A 26,261-nucleotide genomic window follows, 5' to 3' on the forward strand; every position below is an offset into this window, starting at 1 on the left:
TCGTCGACCTCGCCGTCCGCACCCGACCGCCCGTCCCCCGTTCGTCCCTGATCAGGAGCCCGCCATGAGCACCCCGACCGCCGCCCTCGACGCCGCCGCCTTCGACGCCGCCGCTCGCGACCTCGCCCACCCCGACCCCGCCCGTCCCGACGCGGCCCACCCCGACCTCGCGCACCCTGAACTCACCCACCCCGACCCCGCCCACCTCGAGCCGGACGACCGGCACGTGCACGACGTCGTCGTCGTCGGTGGGGGTGCGGCCGGCCTCAGCGCGGCCGTGACCCTCGCCCGCTCCCTGCGCGACGTCGTCGTGGTCGACGCGGGCGAGCCGCGCAACGCGCCCGCCGCGGGCGCTCACAACCTCCTGGGTCGCGAGGGCGTCCCGCCGGGGAGCTGCTCGAGGTGGGGCGCCGGGAGGCGCTCGCGTACGGCGCACACCTCCGCCGCGGGCGCGTCACCACGGCGCGCCGCTGCGCCGACGGCTTCACCCTCACGCTGGCCGACGGCGGCACCGTGACCGCACGGCGTCTGCTGCTCGCCACCGGCCTGGTCGACGAGCTCCCCGACGTCCCCGGCGTGCGCGAGCTGTGGGGCCGCGACGTGCTGCACTGCCCGTACTGCCACGGCTACGAGGTGCGTGGGCGCCGCATCGGGGTGCTCGGGACCAGCCCGAACGTGCTCCACCAGACGCTCCTGCTGCGCCAGCTCAGCGCCGACGTCACCCTGTTCCTGCACAGGTCGCCCGAGCTCGACGACGAGGGATGGGAGCAGCTCGCGGCTCTCGACGTCCCCGTGGTCGTCGGTCGGGTCCGGGAGCTGGCCCGCGACGGCGACCGCGTGCGCGCCGTCGTGCTGGACGACGGGCACACGTTCGACGTGGACGCCGTCGCCGTCCAGCCGCGGTTCGTCGCGCGGGCGGAGCTGTACGAGCAGCTGGGCGGCACGCTGACCGAGAACCCCATGGGCCGGCACATCACACGCGACCCCGCCGGGGCGACCGACCTGCCCGGGGTGTGGGCCGCGGGCAACGTGGGCGACCTGAGCGCCATGGTCGGTGCCTCGGCTGCACAGGGCGTCATGGCAGGTGCGGTGATCAACGCCGACCTGGTGATGACCGACGTCCGGGACGCGGTCCGGGCCCGCGCGGACCGGACGGCGGCCCGGTCTGCCGCTGGGTCCGCCGTCACAGGCCGGGGCGTCGTCGGCCGCTGACCGATCGGGCACCGCGCGCAGGGGCCATCACCGTCGTCCGCTCCGGAGCTCGCCCCCGACCGCCGCAGAGCTCGACACGACGGCGGAGGTGAGCGGGTCGACGTCGGCCTGAGGTGATTCGATGCGCGGCGATGTCCGCGCGACCGGCTCGGTCAGCGGGTCGGGTCGGTCGGGTCCCACCCGTCGTCGCCCGCGAGGTAGTCGGCGATCTCGTGGTCGCGGGCCTGCGCGTCGGTCAGCTGCGGCCGGTCGGCCGCCGCGCCCTTCGCCCCCGGGCCGACGTTGCGGTACTCCGCGGCGTTCGCCCCGGTCCAGTCCCGACCGGACATCTCGGTCCACGGGTCGGCCGCGATGTGCTTGGCCAGGTAGGAGTCGCGCACGACGACCCGCGGCTCTGCCGACGGGTTGCTGCTGGGCCGCCACGGCCGGCCCAGGGAGTAGGTGCCGCGCTTCGCGGTCGAGATGAACCGGCTGTCCGTGACCAGGAAGCCGCGCGAGAACTCCGCGGACGTGCTCGGGGCGAGGACGTATCCGTTCGGGGTGCTGTCCCGCTCCAGCGCCCGGATCGTGGCACCGTCGATGACGGCGGTCGCTCGGCCGAAGATGAAGTCGACATCGCCCTCGACGTAGGAGTCGCGGACGTAGACGCGGGCGGGCTCGGTGGCGTTCGGCGAGTCGAGGTAGAGCGTGTCCTGGTTGCCGAGGAAGCGGACGTCGTCGAACACGATGCGGTCCGCGGTCGTCTTCACGGCCACCGCCTGCCGGTTGGTGATGCCGGGGTGCGCCGCCTCGTCGAAGGAGTTCTCGAACGTGACGTCCCGGGCGGTGAAGTCCGCGCCGGCGAGGGTGACCGTGGCGCTGCCGGTGGTGCCGTACGTGCCGCCGCCGGGCTTCGGTGTCCCGCTGGCGTTGTCGTAGGTGAGGACGACGTCCTTCGCGTGCCCCGTCGCCCCGATGAAGGACAGGTGCGTCTTGTCCCGGTCGACCCGGACGACCTCCCGGTAGACGCCCCGCTCGATGACGATGTCGACGGGCTCGGAGGAGTGGGTCGGGGCGGCGTCGACCGCGGCCTGGACGGTGGTGTGGTCGCCGGTGCCGTCCTGCGCGACGGTGATCTGCAGGCGGTCGGCGTCGGCGGTGCCTGCCGGTGCGGCGGCCTGGGCGGCCTGGGCGGGAGCAGCGGTCACGGCCAGGGCCAGCAGGCAGGCGCTCGCCGCGGCGGTGCGGAGGAGGTGGGGGTGCGCATCGAGGTCCTCGTCGTCGTCGACAGGTCGTGGGTAGGGGTGGTCGGAAGGTCTCGGGGCCACGGCGTGCCCGGCCATGCGGTGAGTGCTGTGCGGGCTACCAGATCTCGGGCCCGGCGGGCCGCTCGGCCGGCCACTCGAGGTCGGAGTCGGCAACCTTCGCGCGCAGGCCACGGGCCTGCCACGGCCGCAGCACGCGCTGGTCCTTGAGGTCGCCGACGACGAGGCGGGCGAGCTCGATCGCGCCCCGCGCCCCGAAGTGGGTGTTGTCCGCGACCCCGTCGGGGTAGTTCGGGCGCTCTCCGGGTGCCAGGTGCAGGAACTCCCCGGTGGTCCCGTTCGGGCCGAGCTCGGCCCAGCGCTCCAGGCTCAGCGCGGTCAGGTCGACCAGCGGCACGTCCTCACGCTGCGCGAGCTGCCGCATCGCCTCGGGGTACTCCCCGTGCGACGTCCGGACCGCACCGGTGTCGGTGAACCGGCGCCGCTCCACCGGCGTGACGAGCACGGGCTGCGCGCCGCGCGCACGGGCGCCGTCCACGTAGCGCAGCAGCGTCGACTGGTAGGTGGTGTACGGGTCGGTGCCGCGGTCGTCGGTCTTGGAGTCGTTGTGACCGAACGAGATCAGCAGCACGTCCCCCGGCTGGATCCGGTCGAGGATCCGGTTCAGCAGACCGGCCTCGGCGAAGCTCCTGGAGCTGGCGCCCGACCAGGCGAGGTTCACCACGTCGACCTCGTCGCGGAGGAACTCCCCGAGGGCCTGACCCCAGCCGGCCCGTGGGGCCTCGTGCCACGCGTACGTCGCCGCGGTCGAGTCGCCGGCGACGTACACCGTGACGTCCCGATCGGCCGGCCCCGCCGTCGCGGCCCCGGCGGGGAGGGAGAGGGCGGCGGTCAGGGCCACCACGAGGAGCGGGCGCAGACGACGGCGCACGGACACGCGGACCTCCGTTGGTCGATGGGCGTGGGTCGGTCCGTGAAACCGCTTTCCGGTCCGACATCACGAGGGTGACTCAGGTCATAGCGCGGAGTCAAGGCCGTCTGCCCCGCCCCCGCCCCGCCCCCGCCCCGCCCCGGCCCCGTGCCGGCCCCGCCCCGCCCCGGCCCCGCCCCCGCCTACTGCGACCTTTCGCACCCATGCGGAGCCGTCATGGGTGGAGAACGTCGCACTCGGCGGGGGCCGCCGCTCGGGCCGCGCTCGGGCCACCCGGCCTCGGGCCCCGCCCGGACTCGGCGCAGACGCCGGTTTGCCCCGGGCGGGGCACGGTGCGAGCGTGGGGCCGACCCGTCGACGGAAGGACCCGCGTGAGCACTCGGACCGTGGACGCCGTGGTGATCGGAGCCGGACCCAACGGCCTCGTCGCCGCGAACGCGCTGGTGGACGCCGGGTGGGAGGTCCTCGTCCTGGAGGAGCAGGACCACGTCGGCGGGGCCGTGCGCACCGCCGAGGTCACCGCTCCCGGCTTCCACAACGACCTGTTCAGCGCCTTCTACCCGCTCGCCGCCGCCTCGCGCATCATCCAGGGGCTCGACCTGCAGGACCACGGCCTGACCTGGCTGCGCGCGCCGGATGTCCTGGCTCATGCGCTCGACGACGGCCGCGCCGCCGTCCTGCACCACGACCCGGCCGAGACCGCGGCGGGCCTCGAGCGGTTCGCCCCCGGCGACGGTGAGGCGTGGCTGCGGATGGTGCAGGCCTGGGACCGCATCCGAGACCCGCTGCTCGACGCGCTGTTCACCCCGTTCCCGCCGGCCGTCTCCGCGGTGAAGCTGCTGGCCCGGTCGGGCATGGCCGGGGCGCTCGACCTCGCGCGGCTGGCCGTCCTGCCGGTGCGGCGCCTGGGTGACGAGCACTTCCGCGGGGAGGGCGGGCCGCTGCTGCTCACCGGCAACGCCATGCACTCCGACGTCCCCCCGGACGCCGCCGGCAGCGGGATCTTCGGGTGGCTGCTCGCCATGCTCGGGCAGGACGTCGGGTTCCCCGTCCCGCAGGGCGGCGCCGGCCGGCTCGCCGGTGCGCTCGCGGCCCGGGTGGTCGCCGGGGGCGGCGACATCGAGACCGGCATGCGCGTCGACTCGGTGGTGGTCCGTGGTGGCCGCGCCGTCGGGGTGCGCACGCAGGACGGCACCGAGGTCCGCGCCCGGCACGCCGTCGTCGCCGACGTGACCGCCCCCGCGCTCTACCGCGACCTCGTCGGTCTGCAGCACGTGCCGGCCAAGGTGCGCCGCGACCTCGACCGCTTCCAGTGGGACCACCCGACGTTCAAGGTCAACTGGGCGCTCGACCGCCCCATCCCGTGGACCGCACCCGGTGCGCGCGGGGCCGGCACGGTGCACCTGGGCGTGGACGGCGACGGGTTCGTCGACATGGCCGCCGACCTCTCGGTCGGCCGGGTGCCCGAGCGCCCGTTCCTGCTGTTCGGCCAGATGACGACGTCCGACCCGTCCCGCTCGCCCGCGGGCACGGAGTCCGCGTGGGCCTACACGCACGTCCCGCACAGCTCGGCCTGGGACGACGACGCCGTCGCGGCGCACGCCGAGCGCGTGCAGGCGGCGGTCGAGCGGGTGGCGCCCGGTTTCGGCGACGCCGTCCTGGCGCGGCACGTGCAGAGCCCGCTGGACCTGCAGGCGGCCAACTCCAGCCTGCACGGCGGCGCGGTCAACGGCGGCACCTCCGCGATCCACCAGCAGCTGTTCTTCCGGCCCACGCCGGGGCTCGGCCGACCCGAGACACCCGTCGCGAACCTGTTCCTGGCCAGTGCGTCCGCCCACCCGGGCGGCGGTGTGCACGGCGCCTGCGGGTGGAACGCGGCCCGCGCCGCACTCGGGGCGTCCGGGCGCACCGGGGCGGTGCGCCGGCTGCTCACCCGGACGGTCTGGGAGCGGGCCCTGGGGGCGGGGTGACGGCACTCACGCCCCCCGGTGGCGACGTAGGCCCAAGGGCCTGCGGGACGGGCCGCGCCCGCCCGCACACTCGACGGCGGCAGACCGAGAGCAGGGGAGCAGGACGTGGTGACAGGGCAGGGACCGGGGCGTGTGGTCGTGGTCGGTGCGGGGATGGTCGCGCACCGGTTCGCGGAGGGGATGTGCCGGCGCTCGCAGGACACGACATGGTCGATGACCGTGATCGGGGACGAGCCGTACGAGCCGTACGACCGCGTCCACCTCTCGGAGTTCTTCACCGGCCGGCGCATCGACCAGCTCGCGCTGCAGGGCGGCCCGTGGAAGGACCCCCGGGTCCGGCTGATCACCGACGACGCCGCCGAGACGATCGACCGCGACGCCCGCACCGTCACGACCCGCTCCGGGCTCGTCGCGGAGTACGACACCCTCGTCCTGGCGACCGGCTCGTGGGCGTGGACGCCCCGGACCGAGGGCACCGACCTGCCGGGCGTGTTCTCCTACCGCACCGCCGCCGACGTCGTCGGGCTGCGGGACTGGGTCGCCGACCGCGCCGCGGCGCTCGGCCGCCCGCTGCGCGGCGCCGTCGTCGGCGGCGGGGTGCTCGGGCTCGAGGCCGCCGCCGCGCTGCAGACCCTCGGCGCGAGCGCCGCGGTCGTCGAGTTCGCGGACCGGCTGATGAGCGTCCAGCTCGACGACGGCGGCGGTGAGGCGCTGCGCGTGCTCATCACCGGCATGGGCATCGACGTGCACACCTCGACCGCCGCGACCCGCCTCGGCGCCGCCGCCGACGGCGCGGTGGGCACCCTCGAGCTGTCGGACGACTCGGTGCTGCCCGCGGACGTCGTCGTCTTCTCCACCGGAATCCGCCCGCGTGACCGGCTCGCGCGCGAGTCCGGGCTGGCGATCGGGGAGCGCGGCGGCGTCGTCGTCGGCCCCACCTGCCGGACGTCCGACCGCGCGGTCTGGGCGATCGGCGAGTGCGCGTCGGTCAACGGCGAGGTCTCCGGGCTCGTGGCGCCCGGCAACGCGATGGCGGACGTCGTCGTGGACCAGCTGCTCGGCGGGACCGAGACGTACACCGCGGCCCCCGAGGGCACGAAGCTCAAGGGCGTCGGGGTCGACGCCGCCAGCTTCGGCGACGTCTTCGGCCTCACACCCGGCGCGCTCGAGGTCACCTTCGCCGACCCCGTCGCCCGGACGTACAAGAAGCTCGTGGTCTCCGACGACGCGAGCACGCTCCTCGGTGGGGTGTTCGTCGGCGACATCGGCCTGTACTCCTCGCTGCGCCCGCTGCTCGGCCGTCCGCTGGGGGCCGACCCGTCCGCCTTCCTCGTCCCCGAGGGCGGGGGCGCCGCCCCCAGCACCGACCTGCCCGACGACGTCGTGGTGTGCTCGTGCGCGAACGTCTCGGCCGGCACCGTCCGGGCGGCGGTGACCGAGCACGGCTGCACGAGCGTCGGGGACGTCAAGGCCTGCACGAAGGCCGGCACGGTCTGCGGGTCCTGCGTGCCGCTGCTGACCAAGATCGTCAACACCACGCTCGAGGCCACCGGCGTCGCGGTCTCGACCGCGATGTGCGAGCACTTCGCGATGTCCCGCGCCGAGCTGTACGCGCTGGTCAAGGCGCAGGGGCTGCGCACCTTCACCGAGATCATCGCCGAGCACGGCCGCGGTCGCGGCTGCGCGATCTGCAAGCCCGTGGTCGCGGGCATCCTGGCCCAGCTCGGCGTGGGGCACGTGCTCGCCGGCGACCAGGCCCCCTGCAGGACACGAACGACCGCGCGCTGGCGAACCTGCAGAAGGACGGCACCTACTCCGTCATCCCGCGCATCCCCGGCGGGGAGATCACCCCGGAGAAGCTCGTCGTGCTCGGCGAGGTGGCGCGCGACTTCGGGCTCTACACCCGCATCACCGGCGCCCAGCGGATCGCGATGTTCGGCGCCCGGATCGACCAGCTCCCGCTGATCTGGCAGCGGCTGGTCGACGCCGGGTTCGAGTCCGGGCAGGCGTACGGCAAGTCCCTGCGCGCGGTGAAGTCCTGCGTGGGCCAGGCGTGGTGCCGGTTCGGCGTGCAGGACTCGGTCGGCATGGCCGTCCGCCTGGAGATGCGCTACCGGGGCTGCGCTCGCCGCACAAGTTCAAGGTCGGGGTCTCGGGCTGCGCCCGGAGTGCGCCGAGGCGCGCGGCAAGGACGTCGGCGTCATCGCGACCGAGCGCGGCTGGAACGTCTACGTGGGCGGCAACGGCGGCTTCACGCCGGTGCACGCCCAGCTGCTCGCCGAGGACCTCGACGACGACGCGCTCATCCGGGTCATCGACCGGTTCCTCGGGCTCTACATCCGCAGCGCCGACCGCCTGCAGCGCACCGCGCCCTGGGTCGCGGAGTACCCGGGCGGCATGGCGGAGCTGCGCCGCGTGCTCCTCGAGGACTCCCTCGGGATCGGCGCCGAGCTCGACGCCGAGATCGCGCGGCACGTGGACAGCTACGCCGACGAGTGGCGCACCACCCTGGAGGACCCGGAGAAGCTGCGCCGGTTCGTCTCGTTCGTCAACGCCCCGGGCGAGCACGACCCGGACCTCGCCTACACCGCCGAGCGCGGCCAGGTCCGCCCGGCCCGGCCCGGCGAGCCGAGCCACCCCAACCCCGTGTTCGCCCGCACCCTGGAGGTCCGCTCGTGAGCGCCCGCACCTACGTGTGCCGACTGGACGAGCTCGACCCCGAGCGCGGCGTCCCGGCGCTGGCCGGCGGGCAGCAGGTCGCCGTCTTCCGCCTCGCGGACGACCGCGTGCTCGCCGTCCAGCAGCGTGACCCGTACTCCGGCGCCAACGTGCTGTCCCGCGGGATCGTCGGGAGCGTCGGCGAGCGGCCGGCGATCGCGTCGCCCATGTACAAGCAGGTGTGGGACCTGGTCACCGGGGAGTGCCTGGACCCGGCCGGGAAGGAGCCGATCCCGTTGACCGCCTACCCGGTCGAGCGGATGGGCGACGAGGTCTGGGTGCTGACGCCGTGAGCGCGCAGCTGACCCTGCTCGGCGTCGACCTCACCGGTCGGCCGGTGCTCGTGGTCGGTGCCGGACCGGTCGCCGCCCGCCGCTGCCACGCGCTCGTCGACGCGGGTGCCGTGGTGACCGTGGTGGCGCCCGAGGCGTCCGCGGAGGTCGTCGCCCTGGCCGCGTCCGGGCGCGTCACCCACGTCCCGCGCGAGGTCGTGGCCGACGACGTCGACGGCGTCTGGCTCGTCCAGGCCTGCACGGGCGACCCCGCGGTCGACGCGCAGGTCGCCGGGTGGGCGCACGAGCGGCGGGTGTTCTGCGTCGTGGCGTCCGACGCCGCGGTGGGCTCGGCCCGGACGCCCGCGACCGCGCGGGTGGGCGACGTCGTCGTCGGCGTGGTGTCCGACGCGGGCCCCGACCCGCGCCGCACGACCGCGCTGCGGGACCGGATCGCGGCGGACCTGCGCGCCGGGCGTCACGACCTGGCCGCGCACCGGAGCGGTACCGCAGCGGGCTCGGGCTCGGGCTCGGGTGCGGGTGCGACCGACGGCACCCCGGCCGCCGGACCCTCCACGCTGCGGCCGGGCACCGTGGCGCTCGTCGGGGGCGGCACCGGGGACCCCGAGCTCATGACCGTGCGGGCGCGCGTGCTGCTCGCCCAGGCCGACGTCGTCGTGACCGACCGGCTCGGGCCCACCGCGGTGCTCGACGAGCTCGCCGACGGCGTCGAGATCGTCTACGTCGGCAAGAGCCCGGGCGTGCACCAGGTCTCGCAGGACGGCATCAATCACCTCCTCGTCACGCACGCCCGCGAGGGACGCCGCGTCGTGCGGCTCAAGGGCGGCGACCCGTTCCTGTTCGGCCGCGGCGGCGAGGAGGTCCTGGCGTGCCGCGCGGCCGGCGTCGAGGTGCAGGTCGTGCCGGGCATCACCTCGGCGGTCGCGGCGGCCGAGGCCGCCGGGATCCCGGTCACGCACCGCGGCACCAGCGCGCGGGTGCACGTCGTCAACGGCCACGGCCCGCTCAGCGCCCTGGACGTCGCGGCGATGGGTGAGCCGGACGTGACGGTCGTCGTCCTCATGGGGATGCAGGGACTGGCACGGCTGACCGCGCAGGCCGTCACGGACGGTGTGGACCCCGCGACTCCCGCCGCCGTCGTCGCGCAGGCCACGCTGCCCGGTCAGCGCGTCGTCCGGGCACCGCTGGGCGACCTCGCCGACCGGTGCGCGGCCGCGGGGTCGGGTCACCCGCGGTGGTGGTGGTCGGCGCCGTCGCGCGCGAGGGCTTCCTCGAGCCCGGGCACCCGGGCAGCGCCGTCCCCGTGCCGCCGCGCCGGTCGCGGCCCGACGCCGAGCGGATCACCGCGCCGGCAGGCCGCTAGCATCCGCGCGGGCGCCCAGGGACCTAGGTCCGGGGCCGGGGCGCCGTGCCGTTCGTAGCGTGGCCGGGTGACACGGCGCGGACTCCTCCTGGTCCCCGGGGGCTCGCGCTCCTCGCGGGGCTCGACGCCGCCCTGCTCCTGCTCGGGCTGCCGGCGCCGGTCACCACCGAGCGGTTGCCGCAGGTGCACGGGCCCATCCTCGTCCTCGGCTTCGTCGGGACGGTGATCGCCCTGGAGCGCGCCGTCGCGCTGCGCCGCCCGTGGGGGTACCTGGCCCCCGCGGCCCTCGGTGGGGGTGGTCTCGCGCTGCTCGTCCCGGCGGTGCCGCTCGCCGTCGGGCAGACGTCGCTCGTGGTCGGGACGGCGGTCCAGCTCGGGGTGTACGCCGCGGTGTGGCGGCGCGCGGGGTCGGTCGCGCTCGCGGCGCAGGCGCTCGGCGCGGTCGCCGCCGCCGGCGCGGCCGTGCTGTGGCTCGGCGGGGCGCCGGTCGCCGTGGTCCTGCCCTGGTTCACCGGCTTCCTCGTCCTGACCATCGTCGGCGAGCGCGTCGAGCTCGCCCGGGTCGCGCTGCCCGACGGCGCCGAAGGGCGCGCCCTCGCGCTGTGCGCGGCGGTGTTCGCGGCCGTCGTCGGCACGGCGCTGTGGCCGGGTGCCGCGGTGCCGCTCCTGGGCGCGGCACTGCTCGCCGTCGTCGGCTGGCTCGCGGTGCACGACGTCGCCCGGCGCACCGTCCGCAGCACCGGCCTCCCGCGGTACATGGCCTGGTGCCTGCTGGCCGGGTACGCCTGGCTCGCCGTCGCTGGAGCGATCTGGCTGCTGGCCGGTCCGGTCGGGACGGCCGCCGGGGCTCCGCCGGGGTCGTCACCGGGGTCGTCAGCGGGGGCGTCAGCGGGGGCACTGCGTACGACGCCGTCGTGCACGCCGTGTTCCTCGGCTTCACGCTGTCCATGATCATGGCGCACGCGCCGGTCATCCTGCCCGCGGTGCTCGGCCGACCGCTGCCCTACCGGCCGCACTTCCTCGTCGCGGTCGGGCTGCTGCACGCGTCCCTCGTGCTGCGGCTGCTGGTCGGTGACGCGTACGAACAGCCGTGGGCGCTGCAGGTCGGCGGGTCGCTGGACGTCGTCGCGCTGCTGACCTTCGTGGCCATGGTCGCCTGGTCGTCGGCCCGTGGTCGCCGACCGGTGGCGTCGGTCCGGCCGGTGGTCGCGTCGGCGGACACCCCGGGCGCTGCGTCCGGGCGGTCCGTGCCGCCCGGCCCACCTGTGCCATCCAGCACGGTCGTGGCGAGGGGGCACGCGTGAGGGCCCGCTGGCACGTGCGTGCCAACGCTCTCGTGGTCGGGTGGCTGGTGGTGGCGGCTGCCCTGGCGAGCGCGCACCGCGCCGTGCCGCAGGCCCCGTGGCTCATGGTCCACGCACTGCTGCTCGGCGCCGTCAGCACCGCGATCCTCGTCTGGAGCGCCCACTTCGCCGAGGCGCTGCGCCGCCGACCGCTGCCGGGCGGCCACCGCGGCCAGGTGCTGCGCCTCGCGGGGCACACGGTCGGTGCGGTCGGCGTGATCGTCGGGCTGCTCACCGGGATCTGGCCGGTCGTCGTCGTCGGCGCCACCACGGTGGGCGGCGTCGCGCTGTGGCACCTGGGCACCCTGCTCGCGCAGAGCCGCCAGCCCGTCGTCACCCGGCTCGGGTGGACCACCTGGTACTTCGTCGTCTCCGCCGCGGCGCTGCCGGTCGGCGCCGCCCTCGGCGCGGTGCTCGCCCGTCCGGACCTCGCCGGCGACGCCGCCGCCCGCGCCCACGTCGCCCACGTCGCGGTGATGCTGCTCGGCTGGGTCGGCCTGGCCGTCGTCGGGACGCTGGCCACGCTGTGGCCCACGATGCTGCGGGTCCAGGTCGACGACGCGGCGCAGCGCGCGGCCCGGCTCGCCCTCGGCCTCCTCGGGGCGGCGCTGGTCGTGGCCCTCGCCGGGACGGCGACGGGCGCCCGCCCGGTCACGGCGGCGGGCCTCGTCCTCTACGCCGCCGGCGTGGTGTGGGCGGTGCGCCCGCTCGTCGGCCAGGCCCGGCTCCGGCCGCCGACCGCCTTCGCCCCGTGGTCGGTCGCGTGCGCGGTGCTCTGGCTGCTCGGCGCCGTCCTCGCCTGGGCGTGGGGTGTCGGGTCGGCCGACGGCTGGCCGGCGGCGCAGACGGCCTTCGCTCCGGTGCTCGCACCGCTCGCTGTCGGGTTCGCCGCGCAGGTGCTGCTCGGGGCGCTGTCCCACCTCGGTCCGATGGTGCTGGGCGGTGGTCCCGCGGTGGTCCGGGCGGCGATCGCCCGGACCGAGCGCGGCGCCGGTGGGCGGCTCGTGCTGGTCAACGCCGGGCTGCTGCTGTTCGTCCTCCCTGCACCCAGCCTGGTGCGGGTCGGCGTCTCGGTGGTCGTCCTCGCCGCGCTCGCGGCGACCCCGGTGCTGCTCGTGCGGGCCGCCGTGGCGTCCCGGCGGGCGGTCCGACGCGCCGCCGTGCGCGACCGACGCGAGCACTCCGCCGGCGCGGGCGGCGGGACCGGCCCGGTCGCGGTCGCCGCTGCCGAGCTGCTCACGCCACCACGACGTCGGACGCTCGGCCCGGCGGTGGTGGGAGCAGCCACGCTCGCCCTCGTGGTCGCCGTCGGGGTCGCGGCCGACCCGGCCGCCGCCGGCTTCGGTCCTTCCGCCGCCGACGGCGTCCCGGCCACCGGCAGCGTCGTCGAGGTCGCCGTCGAGGCCGGCGACATGCGGTTCACCCCGGACACCGTGCACGTGCAGGCCGGGGATCGGCTCGTGCTGGTGGTCGCCAACGCCGACGACGTCGTGCACGACCTCGTGCTGGACTCCGGCGCGAGCAGCGGCCGCCTCGCCGCCGGCGCGACGACCCGTGTGGACGTCGGCACCGTCGGGCGGTCCCTGGCCGGCTGGTGCTCGGTGGCCGGGCACCGGGGGATGGGCATGACGCTGCAGGTCGTCGTCGACGGCGGCGCAGCCGACACGGCCGGCGGCGGCACGGTCGACGGCGCGGCGACGCACCTCGGCGCGGAGGCCGCCACCGGTGCGGGGGCGCCCGGGGCGGCGTCGTCGGACGAGCGGGACCCGTCCGCCCGGGAGGACCTCGACCTGCGGGGTGAGCCCGGGCCCGGGTTCACCCCGTACGACCCCGTGCTCGCACCCGCACCGCGGGGGACGACGCACCGGGTGACCCTCACGGTGCGGGAGGTCGAGCGCGAGGTCGCTCCCGGCGTACGGCAGACCTTGTGGACCTTCGGCGGGACCGCGCCGGGGCCGACCCTGCGCGGCGCCGTCGGCGACAGGTTCGAGGTGACGCTCGTCAACGACGGGTCGATCGGGCACTCCGTGGACTTCCACGCCGGTGCGCTCGCACCGGACGAGCCCATGCGCACCATCGAGCCGGGCAAGTCCCTGACCTACACCTTCACCGCCACCCGCTCGGGCATCTGGATGTACCACTGCTCCACCGCGCCGATGTCGCTGCACCTCGCGAACGGGATGGTCGGCGCGGTCGTCATCGACCCTCCCGACCTGCCCGCGGTCGACCGCGAGTACCTGCTGGTCCAGTCCGAGCTGTACCTGGGACCGCAGGCCGGGATCGCCGACGTCGACGCGATCACCGCCGAGCGCCCGGACGCCGTCGCCTTCAACGGCTACCCCGCCCAGTACGACCACGCGCCCCTGACCGCCCGGGTCGGGGAGCGGGTCCGGGTGTGGGTGCTCGATGCCGGACCCAACCGACCCAGCGCGTTCCACGTCGTCGGCAGCCAGTTCGACACGGTCTTCCTCGAGGGTGCGTACCGACTCGGTGGTCCGCCGGCTCCCGGGACCGACCGGACGCGTTCCGACGTCGGGACGGGGGGCGCGCAGGTGCTCGGGCTGCTGCCGGCCCAGGGGGGCTTCGTCGAGCTGACCTTCCCCGAAGCCGGCACGTACCCGTTCGTGTCCCACCTCATGGTCGACGCCGAACGCGGTGCCCACGGGCTGATCGAGGTCCGTGGGGCCGCACGGTGATGGCCCCGCTTCTCCACCACCGCACGGACGCACCTGCGTCACCGACGAGAGGAACCACCATGACCACCCCGCGCTCCACGCCCACGCCGTCCCTGTCCCCGCTCGGGTCCCCGACGTCACCGACGCCGCGCTCGGACGGGTCCGCCGGCGTGCCCGACCCCGGCTTCCTCACGGTGGGGGTCACCGCCGACGGCGGGTGCGGGTGTGCCGGGTGCGGGTGCGGCGGTGGCGGTGTCGCTGCGCCGGAGGCGGTGCAGCTCGCGGCCGGACCCCGCACGGCGTCGGGCGTCGCCGCGGACGACCTGGACCTGCGCCCGTTGACCCGCGAGCAGCGCCACGACACGGTGTTCGCCGCCGCGGCCGCGCTCGTCCCGGGAGAGGCCTTCGTGCTCGCCGTCGACCACGACCCGGTCCCGCTGCGCGAGCGCCTGCTCGCCCAGGAGGCCGGTGAGCTCGGGTGGACGTACCTGCAGTCCGGCCCGGACCTGTGGCGGGTGGAGGTCTCCCGCGTCACCTGCTGCTGAACCCGGACGCGCCGACGGCGGCGGGGTCGTCCCGCCGCCGTCGGCGTCGTGCGTGGTGCGGTGTGGTGCCGGTGATCAGCTCAGGAAGCCGGCACCCGCCTTGACGCGCACCGTCGCCCGCACCGCCTGGACCGGCTGGATCCGGTCGTGCCACTGCGGGGTCCAGCCGGCGTCGTCGAGCAGCGGCTGCTCGGGGTTGGCCGCGTTGTAGAGCGCGAGCAGGTCGACCGCGCGGCGGTCGACCCGGTTGCCCGTCTCCGTGATCGCCGTGCCGCCCCAGTACGCCACGACGTCGGCCGGGTCGGCCCCGTCGGCGAGGTAGAGGTCGTTGTTCTCGACGTACAGCGCCGACTCGCGACCGGCGCCCCAGTAGTAGCTGAAGCCCTCCGCCTGCGTCTGGGTGTACAGGTTGTTGTAGACGTGCACCTGGCCGTACCGGACGCGCGGGGCGCGCTGGCCGATGTCCTGGAACCAGTTGTGGTGGATGGACACCCGCAGCGTGCCGCGGTCGTCGGTGCGGGAGTCGGAGGACCCGATGAGCATGGTCTTGTCGTGCTCGCCGAGCACGTTGTACGAGACCGTCACGAGGTCCGAGCTGTGGGTGATGTCGAGCAGCCCGTCGTGCACCTCGTACGGGCGGCCGTAGACGGTGCGGAGCTCCGACGGCGGGAGGTCGCCGGAGTCGAGGGTGTTGTGGTCGATCCACACGTGCGTGGACGTCCAGATCGAGATGTTGTCGTACCGCGAGTTCCAGTTGCCCGCGCCGGTGTCGCTCGGGTCCCACTCCGGGAAGCAGTCCGTCGAGTCCGAGACGGTCAGGTTCCGGACGATGACGTCGTCCGCGTCCCGGATGCGCAGGTTCGCCCCGACGATTCGGGCGTCGTCGCCGACGCCGATCACCGTCGTGTTCGACCCGATGTGCTGCTGCGTCTGCATGGCCTGGACGTCCGCGGCGGCGTCCTGGAGATCCTGCAGGGCCGCCATCTCGTCCGGGGTGACGGTGTAGTCCCAGGTCACCGGGTCGAACGCGGCGATGTAGTCGGCCTGGCTGAAGCCGGCCTGCGCGGCGAAGTCGTCGCACGACGCCCGCGTGCCGTCGGCCCGCTCGAAGGCGTCGAGCTCGCCCTCGACGTACACGATGCGCGGGGTGGTGCTGCCGCGTGCGTCCGCCCCGCCGAGCGCGGCCTGGAACTCCGGCCACGAGTCGACGTGGTGCACCTCGGCGGCCGTGGCGGCCGAGCCGCCCGTCGTCCCGCCGTCCGCCGCGGCCCAGCCGTCGGTCGGGCCGAGCACCGCGCGCCCGAGGTCGCCGCCGCGAGGGCTCCCGGCCGATCGCGGGTCGGCTGACTGCGCCGGGCTGGCGGGTGCGGGGGCGGCGAGCCCGAGGACGAGCGCCGAGGTCAGTGCCGCCATCGGCAGCGTGGTTCGTGCGGTCGGTTGCCACTGCATGCGACAGACTCCCTTGTCCGTGCCGGCCCGTCGATCGGTCACCACCCTGCGCCACGGCGTCTCCCACAGCCCTGTGGTGATGACTCGCCCGGCCGCGCTGCGGCCGGCGCACCGGATCGGTGCAGCGCCCATGCCGGCGAAAGCGCTTACCGCGACTATCGCACGGCCCCTCGCGGCATACAACGACACCCCGGTCCCGCGGTCCCGCTCCGGGCCGGTGTGGGCCGCGGGAGCGATCGCGGTCAGCGGTGAGCGGGTCCATACCGCGAAACGCGGTCATCGGCACGCTGACTGCCGCTACGGTGTGCCCGTGACTGGACGACGGCGTCCGGCCCGGGGCCCGGACGGGACCGATCTCACCACGTGAAAGGCACGACCATGAGGCGACGCACGATGCGGGGGGCGGTCGCTCCGACGGTGGCTCTGCTGGCACTCACCCTCACCGGATGCGGGGCGGGGGACGGCGGTGCCGGCGCGGACGGCGCGGACGGCGGCGGCGCGGAGGTCGAGCTCGGCCCCCTCGAGGAGTACTACGAGAAGGCCTACGGCGAGTACGACGAGGACCAGGCGGCGCGGGAGATGCGCCGGGTCGAGGAGGTCGTCGCCGAGTGCATGGCCGAGCAGGGTTTCGACTACCTGCCCATGGACACCTCGTCGACGGGCATGTCCATGTCGTCCGAGGAGCTCGACGTCGAGTGGGGCACCGAGGAGTTCGCCGAGCAGTACGGCTACGGCATGACGACCAACCCCTACGGCGACCTCGAGCAGCCCATGCCGGAGGAGGCGTTCGTCGACCCGAACGCCGACTACGTCGCGGCGATGTCCGAGTCCGAGGCCGAGGCGTTCTACCTCGCCCTGCACGGTGACCAGATGGCGCAGATGGAGGCCATGGAGGCGGGCGAGGAGGAGTTCGTCTACGACTGGGAGCAGAACGGCTGCCAGGGCCGGGCGCAGCACGAGGTGTACGAGGGGGGCGGCGACGAGGTCGCGAGTCTCCAGGAGGAGATGGTCGCCGTCTGGGACCGGACCCTGGAGGACCCGCGGATGACGGAGGTCACCACCGCCTGGGTCAGCTGCATGGGCGACGCCGGGATCACGGGGCTGGCGACGGTCGACGACGCGATGATGCGCATCTCGGAGAAGGTCGACGTCGTCCACGAGGAGGCGTACGGGGACGGCAGCGACGTCACGGAGATGCCGTCGGAGGAGGACTTCGCCGCGATCGAGGCCCAGGTGCAGGAGCGCCTGGACGCGATCACGGAGGAGGAGATCACGACGGCGGTCGCCGACCACCGGTGCCGTGAGTCGAGCGGGTACGCCGACGTCCTCGAGACGGTCAGCACCGAGCTCCAGCAGGAGTTCGTCGACGCCCACCGCACCGAGCTCGAGGCCTGGGTCGAGGCCGTGGCGGCGGCACGGTCCTGAGCGGGGGACCGAACGGCTGACCGAGCGACCAGGGAGCAGGACGCACACCATGTCGAGGACGTCACGATCCACCCGGACCATCGCGGCCATGGCGGCGGTCGCCGTGGTGAGCCTGGGCGCGGGTCTGGGCCTGAGCCGGATGATCGTCTCGCCGGCCGAGGCGGCGGCCGCGGCGGCGCCGCCGGATGCCGGGCTCATCACGGTGCCGGTCGAGCAGCGGGTGCTCGCCAACGACGTCGTCCTGCGCGGCGACGTCGTCTACGAGGACCCGGTGGACGTCGTCCTGGAGACGGGCGACCTCGGCGGACCGGCCGTGGTGACCGGCGGCGTCCCGGACGTCGGCGGCACCATCGACACCGGCGCCGTCCTGCTCGAGGTCACCGGGCGCCCGGTGATCGCGCTGCCCGGGGCCCTGCCGGTGTACCGGACCCTGCGGGCGGGCGTGTCCGGGCCCGACGTCGTCCAGCTCAAGGAGGCGCTCGTCTCCCTCGGGATCGACCCGGGTGACCCGGCCGACCCCGAGTACGACGCCGCCACGTCGGCAGCCGTCGTGGACCTGTACGCCCGCGTCGGGTACCCCGCCCCGGCGCCCGACGACGAGGTGAAGGCGCAGGTCCAGGCCGCGGTCGACGCCGTCGACGCCGCCGACGACGGCGTGCGGCTCGCCCGGGCGGATCTGGCAACGGCGTCCCGCGGCGAGAACACGCACCCGCGCCGGGTCGCGCTCCAGGCGGCCGTGAACACCGCCGTGGCGGTCCTGGAGGAGACGCAGCGCGCGTGCGCGGCGGACCCCGCGACGTGCCGGGGATCGGACCTCACCGCCGCCGAGGGGGCGGTCGCCACCGCGGTGGCCGAGCGGGACGCGGCCACCGAGGCGCCGGACACCTCGATGCAGCGCGCGGCCGTCACCGCCGCCGAGAAGCTCCAGGAGCGGGCCCGCGCGGACCTCGCGACCGCACAGGCCGCTGCCGTGACGCACCTGCCGGCGAGCGAGGTCGTGTACCTGGCGTCCATGCCGCGCCGCGTCGACTCCGTCGCGGTCGAGCGCGGCGCGACCGTCGCCGGGACCCCGGTCATGAGCGTCTCCGGTGCGACGCTGCAGGTCAGCGGCGCGGTGGCCGACTCCGACGCGCGCCTGCTCGTGGTCGGCGCGCCGGCGAGCATCGCCCTGCCCGACGGCGGCGAGGTCACGGGAACGGTCACGGCGCTGGGCGGTGACGACCCGGCGGCGCAGGGCACCCCCGAGACGACCGCGGGCCGGACCCGGGTGGTCATCACGCCGGGTGAGCTGACCGACGAGCAGCGCACGGCGCTCCAGGGGTCCAACGTGCGGGTGACCATTCCGGTGAGCTCGACGGGTGGCGAGGTCCTCGCGGTCCCGCTGGCCGCACTGACCGCCGGACCCGGCGGGGAGGCCCGGGTCGAGCTGCTCGACGGCGACGTCTCGACCCTGGTCGAGGTCACGACCGGTCTGGCCGCGGACGGGTTCGTCGAGGTGGAGCCCGTCGACGGCGACCTGTCGACGCAGGACCGCGTCGTCGTCGGTCGTGCGGGGCAGGTCACGGGCGAGACCCCGGCCGACGGGGACGCACCGGACGACGCGGGGACGGACGCGTGAGATTGCTGCGGCGCGCTGCCGACCCGCCCGCTGCCGACCCGCCCTCTGCTGACGCGCGCCTTGGCGACGCGCCCGCTGCCGACCCGTTTCCCGACGCGCCCGCTGACGACGCGCCCCCTCCCGCGGGGCCCGGTGCGCCGCTCACCCCGGTCGCCCCGGTCGTCGAGCTGCGCGGGGTGACCCGGGCGTTCGCCGGTGACCCGCCGGTCGAGGCGCTGCGCCGGGCCGACCTCGTGGTGCACCCCGGGGAGTACGTCTCGATCGTGGGCCCGTCGGGGTCCGGCAAGTCGACCCTGCTGCACATCCTGGGGCTGCTGGACCGCCCGACCACGGGCGACTACCTCCTGGACGGGCTGGCCACCCGGGACCTCGCCGAGCAGGACCGCTCCGCGCTGCGCGGCGGACGGATCGGCTTCGTGTTCCAGTCCTTCCACCTCCTGCCCCACCGCAGCGTGCTCGACAACGTCCTGCTCGCGACGCTGTACAGCGGCGTGCCCCGTGCCGAGCGGCGGGAGCGGGCGCTCGCGGCCCTCGAGCGGGTCGGGATGAGCCACCGCCTCGACTTCCTGCCCCCGGTGCTGTCCGGCGGGGAGCGCCAGCGGGTCGCCGTGGCGCGCGCCGTGATCGCCTCCCCGCACGTGCTGCTCGCGGACGAGCCCACCGGCAACCTCGACTCCGTGACGTCCGGCGGGGTGCTCGACCTGTTCGACGAGCTGCACGCCGAGGGGCTGACGCTCGTGGTCATCACCCACGACCCGACCGTGTCGGCCCGCGCCCACCGGTGCGTGCGGATCACCGACGGCGTGCTGCACGAGGTGGCCTGACGTGCGGGTGCTCCGGGCGCCGCGGGTGCCGCGGGTGCCGCGGGTGCTGCGGGTGCCGGCGCTGCGACGGCGCCCCGGCCCGGGCGTCGTCGTCCCCCGCGGCGTGCCGCGCGACCGGTTCGGACTGCGCGACCTGCTCGCCGAGGCGGCGCACGGCATCGGGTCCCGGCCGGCGCGCCTGCTGCTCACCATCGTGGGGACCGTGCTGGGCATCGGGTCCCTCGTGGTGACGATCGGCCTCGCGCAGACCGCCGCGGGCCAGGTCGCGCGCCAGTTCGACGCCGTGGCCGCGACCCAGGTCGTCGTCGAGCCGGCCACGACCGGCGCCGGCTCGTCGCAGCGCGCGACCGGCCGGATCCCGTGGGACGTCGAGGACCGGCTCGGACGGCTGGCCGGGGTCGAGTCCGTCGGGGCGGTCAGCACGGTGGACATCGGGTCGGCCGCGGTGTCCGCGCTGCCGGTCAACGACCCGTCGGCCGCCGCGCTCACCCCGCCCCCGTGCTCGCGACCACGCCCGGCCTGCTCGACGCCGTCCGCGGCACCATCGCCACCGGCCGATACTTCGACGCGGGCCACGACGCCCGGGCCGACCGCGTGGTCGTCCTGGGCGCCCGGGCGGCGCAGCGGCTCGGCGTGTGGCGGGTGGACCGGCAGCCGTCGATCTTCATCGGGGAGCGGCCGTACACGGTGATCGGGATCGTCGACGCGGTGCAGCGCCGCTCCGACCTGCTCGACGCGGTCCTGCTCGCCGTGGGCACCGCGCGTGCCGACTTCGCGCTGCCGGGGCTCGAGCAGGCGCAGGTGACGATCGCCGTCGGCGCCGGTCCGGTGGTCGGCGAGCAGGCCCCGATCGCCCTCGACCCCACGACGCCGGAGGCGGTGGACGTCCAGGTGCCACCCCCGCCGTCCGCCGTCGGCGGGCAGGTGCAGGCGGACATCAACGCGATCTTCCTCGCGCTCGGCGGGGTGGCGCTGCTCGTCGGCGGCCTCGGCATCGCCAACGTGACCCTGCTGTCGGTGCGGGAGCGGATCGGGGAGATCGGGCTGCGCCGTGCGCTGGGTGCCACGACCCGCGACGTCGCGCAGCAGTTCCTCGTGGAGTCGGCCGTGATCGGGCTGCTCGGTGGGCTCGTCGGGGCGGCGCTCGGCGTGCTCGTCGTCGTGGTCGTCTCCGTCACGAAGGAGTGGACGCCCGTGCTCGACGACGTCGCGGTCGTCGCCTCGGCGCTGCTCGGCGGCGTCATCGGGCTCGCCGCGGGCACGTACCCGGCGGTCAAGGCCGCCCGGATCGAGCCCATCGCCGCGCTCCGCGGGGTCGCGCAGTAGTCGGTGGGTCGGACTGGGCCGGACCGCGTCGGGCCCGGCCGGACCGCGTCGGATCGAGCTGGGCCGGGTCGGATCGGGCTGGTCCGGGCGCCGGGCCGCAGCCGCGGGCCGTACCGTCGACGGCGTGCCGGACGCCCCGCTGATCCTCACGCTCGCCCTCGACGCCGCCGCGCAGGAGAGGCTCGACGCGCTTCGGCGTCAGCACTTCCCGCCGGAGCGCAACGTGCTCGCGGCGCACGTGACGGCGTTCCACGCGCTGCCGGCCGACCGCGCGGACCAGGTGCTCGCCGACCTCGTCTCGTCGGCACCGGGGCAACCCGTGCCGGTCGCGGTGGACGGTGTGCGGTTCCTCGGGCGTGGGGTCGCGATCGACGTGCGCGCCCCGGTGGCCGAGAGGGTGCGCGCCGACCTCGCCGGTCGGTGGCAGCCCTGGCTCACCGCCCAGGACTGCCAGCGCTGGCGCCCCCATGTCACGGTGCAGAACAAGGTGGACCCGGACGTCGCGCGGGTGCTGCACGCGCAGCTCACCGCCGGCTTCAGCCCGTGGGACACCGTGGCCGTCGGGTGGCGGCTGTACCGATACCTCGGTGGGCCGTGGGAGTACCTGCGGAGCGTCCCGTTCGAGCGGTGACGGGTTGCCCGTCCGACTCTCGACGGTCGGTGCCTTTCTATTGTTCCTCGATAGATCAGCGGGTAGCGTCGCGGGCATGACCCGCCACACCGCACCGCTCCGGTTCGCCCTGGTGCTCGTCGTGCTCGCGCTGCTCGGCGGGTGTGGCCTCCTGTACCTGGCGAGCCTGGAGTCCGTGCGGAGCTGGCCCGAGCTCGCCCACCTGCGGGCACCGACGCTCCTCGCCCTGGGAGTCGGCCTCGTGCCGGTCGTCGCCGCGATCGGGTCGGCGTTCGCCTTCCTCGGGCTCGTCGACCGCGGGGAGGAGCTGTCGCCGCGCGGTGGTGCGGTGCTGCGCCGGATCCGGATCCTCCTGGGGGTCGTCGGCGGCTACCTGACGCTGGGGCTGGTCGGGTTCGGGATCGTCTCCGGGCTCATGCACGTGAGCCTCGTCTTCGCCTGGTTCGTCCTCGAGGCAGCGACAGTCCTCGGGCTCGCCTCGGTGTGGTGGCTCGAGCGTCAGCTCACCGTCGTCACGACCGAGGTCGCCGGGACGCGTGGACGTCGTCGTCCGGACGCCAGCCGACGACGGACGTGAGCCCGCGCGACGCGACGGACGGCGGCAGCACCCCGGCCGCGCGGATCGCCAGGTCGCGCAGCCGGGTCGTGCGTGGACCGGCCGCCTGGCCGACGCGGGCGAGACCGCGCGACCGCGCCGCGATCCGCGTGACCCGGGGCAGCCGCACCGCGGTGTACCGCGCCAGTGCCGCGTCCACCGTGGCGTGCCGGTCCGTCAGGAGCGCCAGCGTGACGGCGTCCTCCAGCGCCAGGCAGCCTCCCTGGCCGAGGTCGGGGGTGAGGGCGTGACCGGCGTCCCCGACCAGCGCGACCCGTCCGGCGTGCAGCGCGGGCAGCGGCGCGGCGAGCTCGACGACGTCGTGCCGCAGGATCCGGTCGTCCGGTGTCGCGGCGATCAGCGCGGGGATGGGCTCGTGCCAGCCGCCGAAGCGGGACAGCAGCTCGGCGCGGTCGTCGTCGACGGCGCGACCCGGCGGGAGCGTCACCGTGGCCCAGCAGTAGACCTCGCCGCCGGCCATCGGCAGCGCGCTGAAGCGCCGACCGCGGCCCCAGGTCTCGAACTGGTCGACCGGCACGGCGGGTCCCGGCGCAGGCATCAGCCGCCAGGCCACGTACCCCGCGTACCGGACCCCGCGGTGGCCGGGGAACAGCTGCCCGCGCAGCGACGAGCGCGCGCCGTCGGCAGCCACCACGAGGTCGGCCTCGAGGGCGCCGTCGTCCACGGTCACCACCGCACGGCGACCTCGCTCGCCGGCCTGTACGGCGCGCACCGGGGTGCCGAGGCGCACGGTGCCGGGCGGGAGCGCGGCGACGAGGAGGTCGACGAGGACCGACCGCCGCAGCACGACAAACGACTCCCCGAGGGCCGCGACCATGGCGCCGAGGTCCTGCCGGAGCAGCCAGCGCCCCTCGGGTCGCGGAACCCGCCGGCACCCTGGGTCGCGGCCCGGGACCGGACGGCGTCCCCGAGGCCGAGCACGTCCAGGGCGCGCAGCCCGTTGGGAGCGATGGCGATGCCCGAGCCGACCGGGGTCAGGTCGGCCGCACGCTCGACGACCTCGACAACCCACCCGCGCCGCTGCAGCGCGAGCGCGCTCGCGAGCCCACCGATCCCCGCGCCGACGACGACGGCGCGGCGTCCCGTGGCCGGCATGGCGTCCATGCGCCGATCCTGGCAGACCTCACAGAGTCAACAGACCCGGCAGACCCGGCAGACCTGGCGGCGCGGGTCCGAGGCGGTCGATCAGGTTTGGGGGTGCGCTCCCCGTCAGCGGTGAGCGCACCCGCGGCGGCGATCGCGCCGACCGCGACTGCCCCGGCGCCGACCGCGACGACGCCGCGCATCCAGTGCCGGCCCCACTTGCCGTACGTGTCCTCACCGCGCGGCACCGGCGCGAACACGTTCCCGGTGTGGTCCTCCGGCGACCGCGTCATCGACATCCCGGCGCGGGACATCAACGGCGTGACCAGGACGTCGAACACCCCCGGCAGCAGGCGGAAGCCCGCGGTGTACAGCCCGTTGGCCAGGCCGACGGAGGTCTCGCGGCGCGGGCGGTCGAGCACCTTCGCGATCGCGCGGGCCATCGCCTCCGGCGGGTCCACCGGGATCGGCGGACGGCCCTCGCGCCGGGCGTAGCTCGCGGCCTGGGAGTAGATCGGCGTGTCGACGCCGCCCGGGAACACGAGGGACACGTCGACGCCCTTGACCCACCGGACCTCGGCCTGCAGCGTGCGGGCCAGCCCGTGCAGGCCCCACTTGCTGGTCACGTAGGAGCTCATGAACGGCGTCGCGATCTTGCCCAGGAGCGATCCGACGAGCACGAGGTGTCCGGCGCCGGAGGCCTTGAACAACGGGAGCGCCAGCCGCGCGACGTTGGCGGCGCCGAGCAGGTTCGTGGTGATCACCTGGTCGAAGACCTCGGCCGGGACGTCCTCGAAGTGCCCGTAGGCGACGACGGCCGGGGCGTGGACGATCGCGTCGATCCGCCCGTGCCGGGCGAGGGTGACGTCGAACAGCCGCTCGACCGAGGGGCGCAGGCTGACGTCCGTGGGGACGACCGAGACCGCCGGTGGGCCGCTGCGGTCCCGCCGCCGGGGGCGCGGCGCGGCGTCGCGGCACTCGCGCTCGACGTCGGCGAGGGCCTCGGCGGAGCGGGAGGCCAGCACGAGGGTGTCCCCCTGCGCCGCGAGGGCCACAGCCGTCGCCCGGCCGATACCGCTCGAGGCGCCGATGACGACCACGACCCTGCCGGTGCTGCGTCGGCTCATGCCGGTGTCCTCCAGAGGGATGGGGCGGATGCCGCCGGTCGTGACCGGGGCGTGACTGCGCCCGTCGATGCTCGCACCCGGGTGCCGGGGCCGCGACCGGGTCCCCGGCGAGGCGACCGGCGAGGCGACCGGCGAGGCGACCCGCGACGTGACCCGCGAGGCGACCGGCGAGGCCGCGGGCCGGGCCGACGTCGGCCACGTGCGCGAGCACTACGGTCGGAGGGTGCACGTGCGCGACGCCGTCCCCGCCGACGCCGACCTCCTCCTCGACCTGCTGCTCGAGGCCTACAACTGGACCGGCGAGATCCGGGTGACCCGCGAGGCGATGCTCGCCGACCCGCACGCACGCCGGTACCTCGACGGCTGGATGCGGCCCGGTGACCTCGGGGTGGTCGCCGTCGACGAGGCGGCGGGCGACCCGGCCGCCCCGCTCGGTGCCGTCTGGGCGCGGGCGCTCACCCGGGACGAGCCCGGCTACGGCTACGTGGCCGACGACGCCCCGGAGCTCGGCATGGCCGTCGTACCCGGCCGGCGCGGCACCGGCGTGGGCGCCGCGCTGCTCGCCGCCTTCCTCGACCGGGCGCGAGCGGCGGGCGTGCGAGCGGTGAGCCTCAGCGTGGAGGACGGCAACGTGCGGGCGCGCAGCCTGTACGAGCGGCACGGTTTCTCGGTGGTCGGGCGCACCGGTGGGTCGGACACGATGCTGCTCGTCCTCGGTGACGGGGCCGAGAACGCTGCCGAGGACGACATCGCCGAGGACGTCGCCGAGGACGCGGCCGGAACCGGCGCCCCGTCGGCCCGCTGACCCATCCGCCGCGGGGCAGGCTCCGAACCACCTTTGCCCAGCGACCGACGCCTCGCCGTCGCCGTCCCACTCCGACCCTCCGAGCCCCCATGACCCTGCTCGATCTCGCTCCGCGCCCCGCGAGCGCTCGCCCGGCGCGTGCCTGCGGCAGACTGTCGCCGGTGAGCACATCCCCGACGGCGCCGTCCGCGCACCCGCGGACGACGAGCGGCCGTCGACCGACGTGCTCCTCGTCCGGGTCGCCGACGGCGACCAGGCCGCCTTCGCGCAGGTCTACGACGCCCTGTCGTCCGGGGTCTTCGGCACCTGCCTCGCGGTGCTGCGGGACCGGGATCACGCCGCGGAGGTCAGCCAGGAGGTCATGGTCGAGATCTGGCGCACGGCGTCCCGTTTCGAGCCGGTGCGTGGGTCCGCCCGCACCTGGGCGCTCACGCTCGCGCACCGCCGGGCCGTCGACCGGGTGCGGTCGGTGCAGGCCCAGCGCACGCGCGACCAGCGCGCGCTCGACGAGGCGGTCGAGCGTCCGTTCGACGTCGTCGCGGAGGAGGTCGAGGACTCCCTCGACCGCGAGCGCGTCCGGCACTGCCTCGAGGGCCTGACGCCGACGCAGCACCGGGCGGTCGTCCTCGCCTACTACGGCGGACGCACCTACCGGGAGGTCGCCGAGGACCTCGCCGCCCCGCTCGCCACCGTGAAGTCCCGGATCCGGGACGGCCTGCTCCGACTGCGCGACTGCCTCGGGGTGGTGGCGGCATGAGCACGGACGACCCCCGCGGCACGGGCGCGGGCACGGGCGGAGGCGCCGACGCATCCGACGACGACGTCCGCGACCTGCTCGCCGCCTACGCGCTGGACGCGGTCGACGACATCGAGCGCCGGGCGGTCGAGCGATTGGTCGAGCGGGACGCGGACGCCGCACGCGAGCTCCACGAGCTGCGCGCGACCGCAGCGCTGCTCGGCTCGGCGTCCAGCGCGCCCGCGCCGGTCGCGCTGCGGGCCGACGTCATGGATCGGATCACGCGGACGCCGCAGGTCCCCGCGGCCGGACGCGCCGTGGGGCCCA

General features: G+C 75.7%; 23 protein-coding genes and 1 pseudogene. 18 read left to right on the forward strand and 6 right to left on the reverse strand.

Going from position 1 to position 26,261, the window contains the following annotated elements; all coding sequences use genetic code 11:
- The first annotated feature begins 64 nt into the window (after positions 1-64).
- Positions 65-517, forward strand: a complete 453-nt coding sequence (locus tag REH70_RS19310; protein WP_310749843.1) for an FAD-dependent oxidoreductase — start codon at positions 65-67, stop codon at positions 515-517.
- On the forward strand, positions 514-1,212 hold the full coding sequence (locus REH70_RS19315) for an NAD(P)/FAD-dependent oxidoreductase (RefSeq protein WP_310749845.1): 699 nt from the start codon (positions 514-516) through the stop codon (positions 1,210-1,212). Before REH70_RS19310 ends, REH70_RS19315 begins: the two co-directional genes overlap by 4 nt.
- Positions 1,213-1,364: 152 nt before the next feature.
- Here the strand turns inward: REH70_RS19315 and REH70_RS19320 are convergent, their stop codons facing one another.
- Both REH70_RS19320 and REH70_RS19325 read right to left on the reverse strand, forming a co-directional pair.
- Positions 1,365-2,534: a pectinesterase family protein gene (locus tag REH70_RS19320; RefSeq protein WP_310749847.1), complete on the reverse strand. Its 1,170-nt coding sequence runs from the start codon at positions 2,532-2,534 to the stop codon at positions 1,365-1,367.
- 19 nt (positions 2,535-2,553) lie between these two features.
- The gene (locus REH70_RS19325) at positions 2,554-3,393 is read right to left on the reverse strand and encodes a rhamnogalacturonan acetylesterase (RefSeq protein ID WP_310749849.1); all 840 of its coding nucleotides are present in this window, start codon (positions 3,391-3,393) and stop codon (positions 2,554-2,556) included.
- A 365-nt stretch (positions 3,394-3,758) separates the two neighbouring features.
- Here REH70_RS19325 and REH70_RS19330 point away from each other — a divergent pair, with 365 nt between their 5' ends.
- From REH70_RS19330 to REH70_RS19365, 8 genes and pseudogenes are all read left to right on the forward strand, one after another.
- Complete coding sequence (locus REH70_RS19330) at positions 3,759-5,357, forward strand: NAD(P)/FAD-dependent oxidoreductase (protein WP_310749851.1); 1,599 nt, start codon at positions 3,759-3,761, stop codon at positions 5,355-5,357.
- 153 nt (positions 5,358-5,510) lie between these two features.
- A pseudogene (gene nirB, locus REH70_RS19335) lies at positions 5,511-8,036 on the forward strand (nitrite reductase large subunit NirB).
- Entirely contained in the window at positions 8,033-8,368 is a 336-nt protein-coding gene (gene nirD, locus REH70_RS19340; protein ID WP_310749853.1) for a nitrite reductase small subunit NirD, read from the forward strand. Before nirB ends, nirD begins: the two are co-directional and overlap by 4 nt.
- Positions 8,365-9,789: a uroporphyrinogen-III C-methyltransferase gene (gene cobA, locus REH70_RS19345; RefSeq protein WP_310749855.1), complete on the forward strand. Its 1,425-nt coding sequence runs from the start codon at positions 8,365-8,367 to the stop codon at positions 9,787-9,789. The genes nirD and cobA overlap by 4 nt, the downstream gene beginning before the upstream one ends.
- A complete protein-coding gene (locus REH70_RS19350) occupies positions 9,777-10,682 on the forward strand; it encodes a hypothetical protein (protein WP_310749858.1) in 906 nt (301 codons plus the stop codon). Before cobA ends, REH70_RS19350 begins: the two co-directional genes overlap by 13 nt.
- Positions 10,646-11,035 carry a hypothetical protein gene (locus REH70_RS19355; RefSeq protein ID WP_310749862.1) on the forward strand — a complete coding sequence of 130 codons (390 nt, stop codon included), beginning with the start codon at positions 10,646-10,648 and terminating at the stop codon, positions 11,033-11,035. Before REH70_RS19350 ends, REH70_RS19355 begins: the two co-directional genes overlap by 37 nt.
- The gene (locus REH70_RS19360) at positions 11,032-13,770 is read left to right on the forward strand and encodes a multicopper oxidase domain-containing protein (RefSeq protein ID WP_310749864.1); all 2,739 of its coding nucleotides are present in this window, start codon (positions 11,032-11,034) and stop codon (positions 13,768-13,770) included. Before REH70_RS19355 ends, REH70_RS19360 begins: the two co-directional genes overlap by 4 nt.
- A 59-nt stretch (positions 13,771-13,829) precedes the next feature.
- On the forward strand, positions 13,830-14,294 hold the full coding sequence (locus REH70_RS19365; RefSeq protein WP_310749867.1) for a DUF2249 domain-containing protein: 465 nt from the start codon (positions 13,830-13,832) through the stop codon (positions 14,292-14,294).
- A gap of 75 nt (positions 14,295-14,369) precedes the next feature.
- Here the strand turns inward: REH70_RS19365 and REH70_RS19370 are convergent, their stop codons facing one another.
- Complete coding sequence (locus tag REH70_RS19370) at positions 14,370-15,743, reverse strand: pectate lyase (RefSeq protein ID WP_310749870.1); 1,374 nt, start codon at positions 15,741-15,743, stop codon at positions 14,370-14,372.
- A 417-nt stretch (positions 15,744-16,160) separates the two neighbouring features.
- Between REH70_RS19370 and REH70_RS19375 the strand changes: the two genes are divergently transcribed.
- The 6 genes from REH70_RS19375 (at position 16,161) to REH70_RS19400 (ending at position 22,144) form a co-directional block, all read left to right on the forward strand.
- A complete protein-coding gene (locus REH70_RS19375; protein WP_310749873.1) occupies positions 16,161-17,168 on the forward strand; it encodes a hypothetical protein in 1,008 nt (335 codons plus the stop codon).
- Positions 17,169-17,256: 88 nt separating this feature from the next.
- Positions 17,257-18,786, forward strand: a complete 1,530-nt coding sequence (locus REH70_RS19380) for a hypothetical protein (RefSeq protein WP_310749876.1) — start codon at positions 17,257-17,259, stop codon at positions 18,784-18,786.
- 167 nt (positions 18,787-18,953) lie between these two features.
- A complete protein-coding gene (locus REH70_RS19385) occupies positions 18,954-19,610 on the forward strand; it encodes an ABC transporter ATP-binding protein (RefSeq protein ID WP_310754435.1) in 657 nt (218 codons plus the stop codon).
- Positions 19,611-20,108: 498 nt separating this feature from the next.
- A complete protein-coding gene (locus REH70_RS19390) occupies positions 20,109-20,936 on the forward strand; it encodes an ABC transporter permease (RefSeq protein WP_310749879.1) in 828 nt (275 codons plus the stop codon).
- 124 nt (positions 20,937-21,060) lie between these two features.
- The gene (locus REH70_RS19395) at positions 21,061-21,567 is read left to right on the forward strand and encodes a 2'-5' RNA ligase family protein (RefSeq protein ID WP_310749882.1); all 507 of its coding nucleotides are present in this window, start codon (positions 21,061-21,063) and stop codon (positions 21,565-21,567) included.
- A 76-nt stretch (positions 21,568-21,643) separates the two neighbouring features.
- A complete protein-coding gene (locus tag REH70_RS19400; RefSeq protein ID WP_310749883.1) occupies positions 21,644-22,144 on the forward strand; it encodes a DUF2975 domain-containing protein in 501 nt (166 codons plus the stop codon).
- Here the strand turns inward: REH70_RS19400 and REH70_RS19405 are convergent.
- Genes REH70_RS19405 through REH70_RS19410 form a run of 3 tightly spaced genes read right to left on the reverse strand, consistent with a single transcriptional unit; the run spans position 22,080 to position 24,393 of the window.
- Positions 22,080-22,913, reverse strand: coding sequence for an FAD-dependent monooxygenase (locus tag REH70_RS19405; RefSeq protein WP_396134779.1), 834 nt, complete (start codon positions 22,911-22,913; stop codon positions 22,080-22,082). The genes REH70_RS19400 and REH70_RS19405 overlap by 65 nt on opposite strands.
- Positions 22,850-23,236 (reverse strand): hypothetical protein, encoded by a 387-nt coding sequence (locus REH70_RS20965; protein WP_396134780.1) that lies wholly within the window; start codon positions 23,234-23,236, stop codon positions 22,850-22,852. The genes REH70_RS19405 and REH70_RS20965 overlap by 64 nt, the downstream gene beginning before the upstream one ends.
- Positions 23,158-24,393 carry an SDR family NAD(P)-dependent oxidoreductase gene (locus REH70_RS19410; protein WP_310749887.1) on the reverse strand — a complete coding sequence of 412 codons (1,236 nt, stop codon included), beginning with the start codon at positions 24,391-24,393 and terminating at the stop codon, positions 23,158-23,160. The genes REH70_RS20965 and REH70_RS19410 overlap by 79 nt, the downstream gene beginning before the upstream one ends.
- A gap of 67 nt (positions 24,394-24,460) precedes the next feature.
- Here REH70_RS19410 and REH70_RS19415 point away from each other — a divergent pair, with 67 nt between their 5' ends.
- Complete coding sequence (locus REH70_RS19415) at positions 24,461-25,198, forward strand: GNAT family N-acetyltransferase (RefSeq protein WP_310749889.1); 738 nt, start codon at positions 24,461-24,463, stop codon at positions 25,196-25,198.
- Between the two features lie 169 nt (positions 25,199-25,367).
- The gene (sigK, locus tag REH70_RS19420) at positions 25,368-25,955 is read left to right on the forward strand and encodes an ECF RNA polymerase sigma factor SigK (protein ID WP_310754436.1); all 588 of its coding nucleotides are present in this window, start codon (positions 25,368-25,370) and stop codon (positions 25,953-25,955) included.
- Positions 25,956-26,261: the final 306 nt, after the last annotated feature.

The organism is Cellulomonas sp. ATA003, assembly GCF_031582905.1.
Taxonomy (GTDB): domain Bacteria; phylum Actinomycetota; class Actinomycetes; order Actinomycetales; family Cellulomonadaceae; genus Pengzhenrongella.